6 protein-coding genes are annotated in these 10,470 nt (G+C 37.9%); 4 read left to right on the top strand and 2 right to left on the bottom strand.

From position 1 onward, the window contains the following. Positions 1–190: 190 nt before the first annotated feature. Entirely contained in the window at positions 191–1,207 is a 1,017-nt protein-coding gene (sohB, locus tag I6F48_RS07960) for a protease SohB (protein WP_197119209.1), read from the top strand. Between the two features lie 96 nt (positions 1,208–1,303). Here sohB and I6F48_RS07955 read toward each other — a convergent pair whose 3' ends face one another. Further along, the gene (locus I6F48_RS07955) at positions 1,304–2,638 is read right to left on the bottom strand and encodes a dicarboxylate/amino acid:cation symporter (RefSeq protein WP_007582590.1); all 1,335 of its coding nucleotides are present in this window, start codon (positions 2,636–2,638) and stop codon (positions 1,304–1,306) included. A gap of 193 nt (positions 2,639–2,831) precedes the next feature. On the opposite strand from I6F48_RS07955, the gene I6F48_RS07950 reads away from it, so the two are divergent. Together I6F48_RS07950 and topA are read left to right on the top strand one after the other, a co-directional pair. After that, positions 2,832–6,155 (top strand): hypothetical protein, encoded by a 3,324-nt coding sequence (locus I6F48_RS07950; RefSeq protein WP_197119208.1) that lies wholly within the window; start codon positions 2,832–2,834, stop codon positions 6,153–6,155. A gap of 248 nt (positions 6,156–6,403) precedes the next feature. Continuing rightward, positions 6,404–9,112, top strand: a complete 2,709-nt coding sequence (topA, locus tag I6F48_RS07945) for a type I DNA topoisomerase (protein WP_165727402.1) — start codon at positions 6,404–6,406, stop codon at positions 9,110–9,112. Positions 9,113–9,428: 316 nt separating this feature from the next. On the opposite strand, the gene I6F48_RS07940 is transcribed toward topA, so the two are convergent. Continuing rightward, positions 9,429–9,671 (bottom strand): hypothetical protein, encoded by a 243-nt coding sequence (locus I6F48_RS07940; RefSeq protein ID WP_007582596.1) that lies wholly within the window; start codon positions 9,669–9,671, stop codon positions 9,429–9,431. 239 nt (positions 9,672–9,910) lie between these two features. On the opposite strand from I6F48_RS07940, the gene I6F48_RS07935 reads away from it, so the two are divergent. Next, entirely contained in the window at positions 9,911–10,456 is a 546-nt protein-coding gene (locus I6F48_RS07935) for a TIGR00645 family protein (protein ID WP_007582598.1), read from the top strand. Positions 10,457–10,470: the final 14 nt, after the last annotated feature.

Here is a 10,470-nt window from a genome sequence, read left to right as displayed (position 1 = left end):
CGTATCAAGTAACCAATGACTAAGCATAAAAATACCCTCATAATCAAAAGATGATAAGGGTATTGTGAAGCAACCAAAAGATCGGTCAACCGATCAAAAATACCTTAACTGATCGGTGTTAACTGAAAAGTGGCTTTTTTTTGCTTTAAAGCATGCTAAATTAGCTGAAATTTATAAATGGAGAAACCAGTTGGAATTTTTATACGAATACGGTTTGTTTTTTGCTAAAACAGTTACTTTTGTTATCGCTATCGCAGTTGTTTTAATGCTAATAGTTGGCGCTGCAGTTAAGCCAAAGGCCAAAAAAGGTGAAATACAAATTGATGATATATCAGAGCAGCTAGTTGAACTTAAAGAAAGTTTTTTACAAAATACGTTGGGTAAAAAAGAGCTTAAAGCGCATCAAAAACAACTTAAATCAAAGAGTAAAAAAGCAGATAAAGATGAGCCTAAACCTCGTTTATATGTAATTGACTTTGTGGGTAGTATGGACGCTCACGAAGTAGAAAGCTTACGAGAAGAAATAACGGCTATTATCTCTATTGCCGATCCAAGTAAAGACAAAGTACTTATTCGTTTAGAAAGTGGTGGCGGTGTTGTACATGGCTACGGACTTGCTGCATCTCAGTTACAGCGTATTAAAAGTGCGGGTATTCCTCTAAGTGTTGCAATTGATAAAGTGGCAGCAAGTGGTGGTTACATGATGGCGTGTGTCGCGGACGAGATACTTGCAGCGCCTTTTGCAATAGTTGGATCTATTGGTGTGATAGCTCAAATACCTAACTTTAATAAAATATTAAAGAAAAATGATGTTGAATTTGAGCAAATAACAGCAGGTGAATTTAAACGCACACTTACTTTATTTGGTGAAAACACAGATAAGGCCCGTGAAAAATTTCGTGAAGAAATTGAACAAACACATGGTTTATTTAAAACGTTTGTAAGCACTCAACGTCCAAGCTTAGATATAAACTTAGTTGCGACAGGTGAGCATTGGTTTGCAACTCAAGCAATTGATAAAGGCTTGGTAGATGTTATAAAAACAAGTGATGATGCATTGCTAGAGCAGCAACATGAGCGCCAAATTTATAAGATTAAATACAAAGTTAAAAAAGGGTTGAGCGATAAGCTAGCTCTTGGCTTGAGTAGTGGTGTAAATAAAGTGGGAATAAACTTACTTTCTAAGTTTAAGTTGTTAAATCCTTAGATTAGAATCTTTTTCAGGATTCAGTTAAATTATTTTTACTCGAAAAAAACCTTGATGGATTGCATCAAGGTTTTTTTATAGCTGTATAAATGTAGCTTATGAGTCAATAGATTTATGATAATCTTCTAAGTCTTTAGCTGCATTAGGGTCGTTAAAAATGCTCTCATCTAGCTCACCTTCAGACTTGGCAACAACACAGGTAACCATACAATCGCCGGTTACATTAACTGCTGTACGTGTCATATCAAGTAATCTATCTACACCGATAATAATTGCAATCCCTTCTACAGGTAAGCCAACTTGGTTAAGTACCATTGCCAGCATTATTAAACCAACACCAGGTACGCCTGCTGTACCTACAGAGGCAAGTGTTGCTGTTAATATAACCATTAAATAATCAGATATTGTCAAATCGACACTAAACACTTGTGCAATGAACACGGTAGCCACACCTTGCATGATGGCAGTGCCATCCATGTTAATGGTAGCACCCAGTGGGATAGTAAATGAGGCAACCGAGTTATTAGCACCTAACTTTTTAGTAGCAGTTTCAAGTGTAATAGGCATAGTTGCGCTTGAGCTCGAGGTACTAAATGCAAATAAGCATGTGTGCTTCATTTTTGCTAAGAAAATAAGCGGGTTTAAGCCCGTTAATATTTTTAAAAGCAATGTGTAGTTTACAAAAGCATGTAATAACAGTGCAAGCACTACAACGCCAAAGTACTTCGCTAAGCTCACAATTAAGTTAAGCTCAATTGTTGTAAACAGTTTTGCCATTAAAAAGAACACGCCATAAGGGGCAATATTCATTAAAAGCGTAACTAGTTTTAAAATCACAGTGTTTAAATCTTCAAATACGGTAGCAACACGTTTTCCTGCTTTACCACTTAATGCCATTGCTACACCAAATAAAAGTGCAAACACAATAACTTGAAGCATATTGCCTTTGGCCATTGCTTCAAAAGGATTTGTAGGAAACATATCTATAATTACACGTGCAAGGGTAGGTGCTTCTTTAGCATCGTAGGTTGCATTAGATGGCAAGCTTATACCTTCACCCGGGCTAAATAATAAGGCAAGTGTAATCGCCACTGTTATAGCAATAGCTGTAGTTAATAAATATAAACCAATAGATTTACCACCTAGGCGGCCTAGTTTTTTAGGGTCACTTAAGCTACAGGTACCACAAACAAGCGATACAAAAACAAGAGGCACAACTAACATTTTCAAGCTGGCAATGAATATTTGACCACCAACATGGAAAATACCATCAACAAAAAAGGCTTTAATTGGCAAAGAGAATAACCCAAGTGGTATTAGATAATCGTCTTCACCAGCTAATATAGCCTGAAATATAAAACCTACTGTAACCCCAAGCGCCATACCAATCATGATGCGAGTGGTTAAACTCATTGAACGGATTTTTGACATATTTCCTGATCTACATTTTATAAATTTGCCATAGACTACCAGCAAGGAAATATTTACTACAGAAAAAGTTAGTATTTATTTAAAAATATTTTGCACAAAAAAGTAATAAAAAACTGTGATTTTAGACTAAGTTATAGGTTAATATTAAGTGTAAATTAATTTTAATTATAATAACAACGCTAGGGAGAGGTTCATGCCTTTAATGCGACTGCTCGGCATTTCATTGCTAAGTTTTTTACTCACAGCCTGTGGTGGCGGTGGGTCACTTGAAAAAGACGGTTCTATAAGTGATGGTGATTCCACTACAGAGGCTGCTACATACTCGGTTTCATTAAAGGGGTATTCTCAAACAGACGCAATAGAGTCAAATTCTGTTACCGCTACCTCCTCTTTAGATTTACGCGCAATTCTTACTCAAGACGGTGTAATTGTTGCGGGTAAGCGCATTACGTTTACATTAGAAGATGAGATTGGTGAACTGTCTCCATCAAGTGCATTAACTCAAAACGATGGTATTGCAACGGTTGAACTTACAGCCGGTGCTCAAGCCGGTGCTGGAGAAGTAACCGCTACCTATTCAGTCGATGGTGAATCTTATACAAGTACTTTTGCTTTTCAATCAAGCGGTGGGCAGGGTGATGATACTGGTGTTAGTGGGTCAACAACTCTAACAGTAAATATTGTCGATGAAAATGGTGCTAAGTATTCGGATACAAACCCGGTTACAACTGACAACTTAGGCACGGTTACAGCGACTTTAAAAAATGATGGAGTTGCACTTAGCGAGCAGCTTGTTACTTTTACTACAAACTTCACAGGTAAAATAACGCCAGACTTAGGAACTGCAATTACAAACTCAGCGGGTGAAGCAAAAGTAACTCTCTCTAGTGGTAGTTTTAAAGGCGCAGGTCAAGTTGTTGCAACTTATAATCCTACTAACTCAACAGAAGTGAGTAATACAGCTGTATTTTATTCATCAGGTGATTCTGCACCAGTTGATCTGGCACAATTCTCTATATCAGTAAAGCTCTTAACAGGCTGTAACGCAGGCTGGGACGATAATCGTTCTAGCGTAAAACTTGACCCTACACAAGCAGCATCGGGTTGTACGGTAGCTAATACTATCTCTTCATCAGAACTAGGTGAATTATTTGTTGAAGTCATTGATGAGCAAAGTGGTGAAGGTAGTAAAAATTCGCTAGTTAATATTTCAACAAATTTAGGTTCTGTTCTCCCTTCATCTGGGACAGCCCTTACTGATAACTTTGGTATTGCTTTACTAAAATTGCAACCTGGTAATACTGGTGGCGCAGGTACTGTTACTGTAACGTCTGTAGGTGAAAGTAATTCAACTAATTTTGCTGTAGGTATTGCTGATTTAACCCTAGAGGTTGATAACGGGCTAAATAAAGATTCTTCAGGAAATGTTATTCCTTTAAAAGCAGGTGGTAGTACAGTTATTGAAGTAACACTTTTAGATGAAGATGGTAATTTATACTTAACTCCAACAGATGTTGAGTTCAGCTCAACGTGTGTAATTAGCGGCGACTCAGTAATTGATGCATCAGTAAAATCATCAAGTGGTATCGCAACATCAACATACCGAGCTACAGGTTGTAGTATTGACGATGATATTAATATCACGGTTGAGACAGGCGGTAAAAACTTTACTGCTACTACGATTATTCCTGTGGAAACATCAGCGGTACAATCAATACAGTTTGTTGATGTCAGTGAAACATTTATTGCATTACCTCCAGGTGAAGGCGGCGCCCCGACTCAATCGATCGTTAGATTTAAGCTAATAGATGCGGATGGTCTTGCATCTACGCAGCAACGTATTGATTTCAAGTTAACAGATTCAGTGGGGGCAGCTAAACTGTCACTTAGAACAAGTGATACAAATAATGAAGGCTTTGTTCAGACAACGGTTGAATCTGGCATAGTGCCTGGTCCATTAGTGGTAAAAGCGTGTTTTATTTCTAAAGAAGATGTTAATAATTTACCTGAAGGTGATGATTTAACGTGTTGGGTTGATGATGTAGAACTGTGTACATCAGAACCAAGCAATGAAATTTGTCCAGACGGAACACTTACTTTAGTACCATTGAGCGAGCAGATAAGTTCTGTATCGGCTCAATTAACGCTCGCTTCAGGCGTAACAGACCAAAACAGTTTTGATGCAAGCCCAAATACGTTCAATACTAACTCACTTAATTATAACGGTGTTTTAAATGATATTACGGTATATTTTGGTGACCAATTTAATAATTATAACGGTGACGGTGTAGAGGCAACTATTTTAGCTGAAGCTGGTGTCATTGGCTCATCTAGCAATGAAGTTACTTGTAAAACTGACGATGCTACTTGTATTGTAACCTGGCGCTCTCAAGGAGACCGTCCATTTTATGATTACAAATGGGGTAACCGAATTGGCGATATTGACGGGGACGCAACAACTACAGAAGGTATTAATCCAAAAACAGGTATTATAAATTGTGACCCATATTTTGGTATTGCAGCTCCTTGTATAAATGGTATTACACGCGCTAAAAATAATGCTGATGGCGTTGTTATGGGAGGACGTGTAAGTGTTCTCGCTGTCACTAAAGGACAAGAGAACTTTGTAGATGAGCAAACCACTGATGATGTTAAACGCACCAATGGCTTGTTTGATATTGGTGAGTATTATACTAGTTACGATTTACCTGAAGCATTTATAGATCACAATGAAAATGCAGCCTTCGATAAAGCAAACTGTAGTGATGCAGATGCTTCAAATTATGACCCGTCTACGGATGAATGTTCTGAGTTAATTTCACGAGGTGGTCATAATGAAACATGGCGAGACCTAGATAATGACGGTATTTATGACTTTGCTGATGGTAAATATAATGGCTTATTATGTAGCGAAGCCGCTGAAAATGCAGGTGAGTGTTCTCGAGAGCTAATTGAAGTGCGTAAACAAATTGAATTGGTTATGTCTGGAGATAATCCATATGTTCGTTTTTCTGTGTTGAAAACAACGGATATTCTTGATGCACCGTATCCTGTTTATGTACCAGCAGATTGCTCTGTTTCAGTTACAGCAGTACTTGAGCCATCCGATGTATCTGAGCGTTGTGATATATCAGCAGTTGATTTATCAAATGTTTTTGCAGATAACCCTGAATATGATGAAACGGATCCAGATGAAACTGATCCTCAACTATTGGAAGTTGGCTTATCTGGTATTACAGTTCGTATTCACTACACAGATGAGTTTGGTAATCCACTACCAGCGGGTACAACTGTATCTATAGCCTCTACAAATGGCGACTTATCTATTATCGAAAATAACGCTATTATTCCAAGTACGAATACGGATAAACCAATGTATTCAGATGTTCGTATTTCTCGTGAAGCGGATGGTAATGATAAATTTGACGGTGTACTTTCAATAACATTTGAGTTTACTACTCAGGCTGGTGGCACTAAAACAGTCTCCAAAGGAATCGAAATTTACGATAGTAAATAAGGCTTTATTTTAAAAATGCCAACCTTTAGGTTGGCATTTTTGTTTCTGTTCTATATATTCCACATCAATTAATCTAAAAACACTAGTTTGTTTAATTTAACGACAAAAATTGTTCGTTTATTCAGTAAATACTGAAAAGTTTGTATTAAAAGCTTGTAACAACTAGTGTTTGTAGATATACCTATAAATATTCGCGCCGCTTATGTCGGCAAAACACATTTTCAATATTTGGTTAGAAATAGGCAACTATGGGCAAATCGCTAGTAATTGTAGAGTCTCCTGCTAAGGCTAAAACAATTAATAAATATTTAGGTAATGACTTCATCGTAAAGTCCAGTATTGGGCATGTACGAGATTTACCTACTTCAGGTTCGAGCAAAGCTAAAGTGCCGGCAACTAAAACGCCAGCAGAAGTTCGTAAAATGGAACCTGAAGAGAAAGCAGCGTATAAAAAGCAACGAGATTATACAAACTTAGTCGCGCGTATGGGTATAGACCCAAACCAAGGCTGGGATCCGCATTACGAAATACTGCCTGGTAAAGAAAAAGTTGTTCAAGAATTACAAAAGCTGGCTGAAAATGCAGACCAAATATATCTCGCAACGGATTTGGATAGAGAAGGGGAAGCAATTGCTTGGCACCTTCAAGAAATCATTGGTGGTGATCCTGCTAAATATAAGCGCGTAGTTTTTAACGAAATTACTAAAAACGCAATACAGCAAGCGTTTGAAACACCTGGCGAGCTTAATACTGATATGGTTTACGCTCAGCAAACACGTCGCTTTTTAGACCGTGTTGTTGGCTTTATGGTATCACCTTTATTGTGGGCTAAAGTGGCCCGCGGACTTTCTGCAGGACGAGTTCAGTCTGTTGCTGTACGTTTATTAGTAGAGCGTGAACGTGAAATTAAAGCATTTATTCCAGAAGAATTTTGGGATATTCACGCTGACGTTAAAAATACTGAGTCTGAGTTACGCTTAGAAGTAGCCAAACAAGCAGGAAAGCCATTTAAGCCTGTAAATGAAGCTCAGGCTAGCGCAGCGGTTAAAAGCCTTGAGAATGCAGAATATAAAGTAATTAGCGTTGAAGAAAAACCAAGTAAAAGTCGCCCAAGTGCGCCATTAATTACTTCAACCATGCAGCAAGCGGCAAGTACACGTTTAGGTTATGGCGTTAAAAAGACCATGATGCTTGCTCAGCGTTTGTATGAAGGCGGTTATATTACGTATATGCGTACCGATTCAACTAATCTTTCAAAAGACGCGGTTGAAATGTGTCGTGAGTATGTAACAAACGAGTTTGGTGCTAAATATTTACCAAAAGATCCAATTAGCTACAGCTCTAAAGGTAATGCACAAGAAGCGCATGAAGCAATACGTCCTTCAAGCGTTACCGTGTTATCTGGGCATGTTGAAGGTGTAGATGCTGATGCTAAAAAACTGTACGAGCTAATTTGGCGTCAGTTTGTAGCGTGCCAAATGGTACCTGCTGAATACGATTTAACAACACTAACTGTTGCAGCTAACGACTTCCAGCTTAAAGCGAAAGGCCGTGTGCTCCGCTTTGATGGTTGGACAAAAGTACAACCTGCGATACGTAAGAAAAACGAAGAAGATCAATCACTACCGGCTGTTAAAGAAGGTGAAGTCCTTACTTTAATCGAACTTGATCCTAAGCAACATTTTACTAAACCGCCAGCGCGCTTTAGTGAAGCAAGTTTAGTAAAAGAGCTTGAAAAACGCGGTATTGGTCGTCCATCTACTTATGCGTCAATTATATCAACGATTCAAGATCGTGGTTATGTACGTGTAGAAAATCGCCGTTTCTTTGCTGAAAAAATGGGTGAAATAGTTACCGATCGTTTGGTTGAAAACTTCACTGATTTAATGAATTTTGATTTTACAGCAAAAATGGAAGGCCGTTTAGATGACATCGCTGAAGGCGAGCGAGTATGGACTGAAGTTCTTGATAAATTTTATGCTGATTTTTCAACGCAATTAACTGTCGCTAAAGATGAGCCAGAAAATGGCGGTATGCGTCTCAACGAGATGGTTGAAACGGATATTGAATGTCCTACGTGTAGCCGAAAAATGGGTATACGCACAGCATCAACTGGTGTTTTCTTAGGGTGTACTGGCTATAGCTTACCACCTAAAGAGCGTTGTACAACGACAATGAACTTAGTGTCGGGCGATGAAGCGGTTGCAGCCGATGTCGAAGACGAAGAAACTGAAAAGCTAATGCAGATGAAACGTTGCCCGATTTGTGAAACGGCAATGGATTCATACCTAATTGACGAAACCCGTAAATTACATGTGTGTGGTAATAATCCAGCATGTAAAGGGCATATAGTTGAAGAAGGTACCTTTAAAATTAAAGGCTATGACGGACCAATTATCGAATGTGATAAATGTGGCTCTGACATGGAGCTTAAATCTGGTCGCTTTGGTAAGTACTTTGGCTGTAATAATGACGAGTGTAAAAATACACGTAAACTACTTAAAAGTGGCGAAGCTGCTCCACCAAAAGAAGATCCTGTTCACATTACTGAGTTAGAGTGTGAAAAGTCAGATGCGTATTTTGTATTACGTGATGGCGCCGCGGGTATATTTTTAGCTGCAAATACTTTTCCTAAGTCTCGTGAAACACGTGCACCTAAAGTAGAAGAGTTAAAACGCTTTAGAGACCGTATTTCGCCTAAGTTTTATTACTTAGCAGATGCACCTGCTAAAGATCCTGATGGTAATCTTGCTGTTGTACGCTATAGCCGTAAAAATAAAGCTCAGTATGTTATGACTGAAGTTGACGGTAAAGCTACTGGCTGGACTGCTCATTATGAAGCAGGTAAATGGACAGAAGAAGCGAAGAAAAAGGCAGCACCTAAAAAGAAAGCTGCTGCAAAAAAGGCACCAGCTAAAGCAAAGCCTAAAGCGAAAGCTAAAAAAGAAGATGAATAAGCACGTTATCGCTTATTCATAACTTTTTATAGGTTTTAAAAAACCATAAAAAAACCGGAACGCACAGCTTGTGTCTATTCCGGTTTTTTTGTGCTTAGTTGAATGTTTTCGCAACGGCTTTATTAGCAGTACATTCAACTAAGCGTATTGGAGATACCAATTTTATTAAAAAATGGTCATTATATTGCACTAAATAACCCACTCACTGCGTTAAAAAACATTCATATAAAACAACTATATGTCATGCTATTTCACTTGCTATTGAGCTATTTTCTTAGCGGTATAATAGAACATTAATTTAATGCAATTGGTATGATTAAATCTTAACAGAAGATACTTTTTTATAGCCTTCAGATTCAAGCTCATCATTTACGCATTTTAATACGTAGGCATTTAGCTCTTCATTGCTTACGTCATCATCTTTAGCCCAGTTAACACACATTTCTGTGTATTCTTTTACCATTTCGGCTGAAGCTGTTGGCGCATCGTCTGCTACCGCGTAAGTCGCAGATACTGCAAATAGTGGAGCTACGATTAATGCTAGCAATGCTTTTTTCATTCGTTTATTCCTAAAAAAATGGTGTGATGACTGATTTACCCAGTTTAAGATTAGGTTTAAACCAGTAGTGCCCAATCCAGAACAACTCTGTTGGTATACTGATTTTTAAACGAAAACGAAATAAAAGATAACGAAATTTTTTTATCGTGAGGATGAGTAATTTACTTGTCAGGATTTCGCAGCATTGTGTTGCAGTGGTTTATAAGCTAAGGTCGCTTTTTTAATTAAAAGACAAATCAATGTCATCACACACCCCTAATAAAAAACCACGCCAAGCTAATAAAGTAGAGCATGCATTAGAATCTTTTATTTTTAAAGGGCGTTGGCTACTAGCCCCATTTTTTGTGGGTTTACTATTTGCAGTTGTACTGTTGTTAATAAAGTTTTTTAAGCAGCTTTATTTAATGGGTATTGCGACATTTACAGCAACCAATCAAGAGTTACTTGTCGGTATTCTAACTTTAGTTGATACAGCATTATTAGCGGGGTTATTGCTGATCATTACATTTAGTGGTTACGAGAACTTTGTTTCTAAGCTTAATATTGATAATCACGAAGACAGACCATCTTGGATGGGAAAGGTTGGTTTTTCAGGTCTAAAGATGAAATTAATAAGTGCGATAGTCGCTATTTCTGCTGTTGAGTTATTAAAAGTATTTATAAACTCAGGCGCATATCCAAGTGATGAGCTACTTTGGAAAGTGACTATTCATGTCACGTTTGTAATGTCAGGCGTTTTATTTGCTTTAACTGACTACTTAAACAGTAAAACCCAAAGTCATTAGAAAAATTAAATGCA

It is taken from the genome of Pseudoalteromonas sp. SWYJ118 (assembly GCF_015864505.1).
Taxonomy (GTDB): Bacteria; Pseudomonadota; Gammaproteobacteria; order Enterobacterales; family Alteromonadaceae; genus Pseudoalteromonas; species Pseudoalteromonas arctica.
Note: the sequence above shows the minus strand (reverse complement) of the source record. Positions and strands in the feature narration are given on the sequence as shown.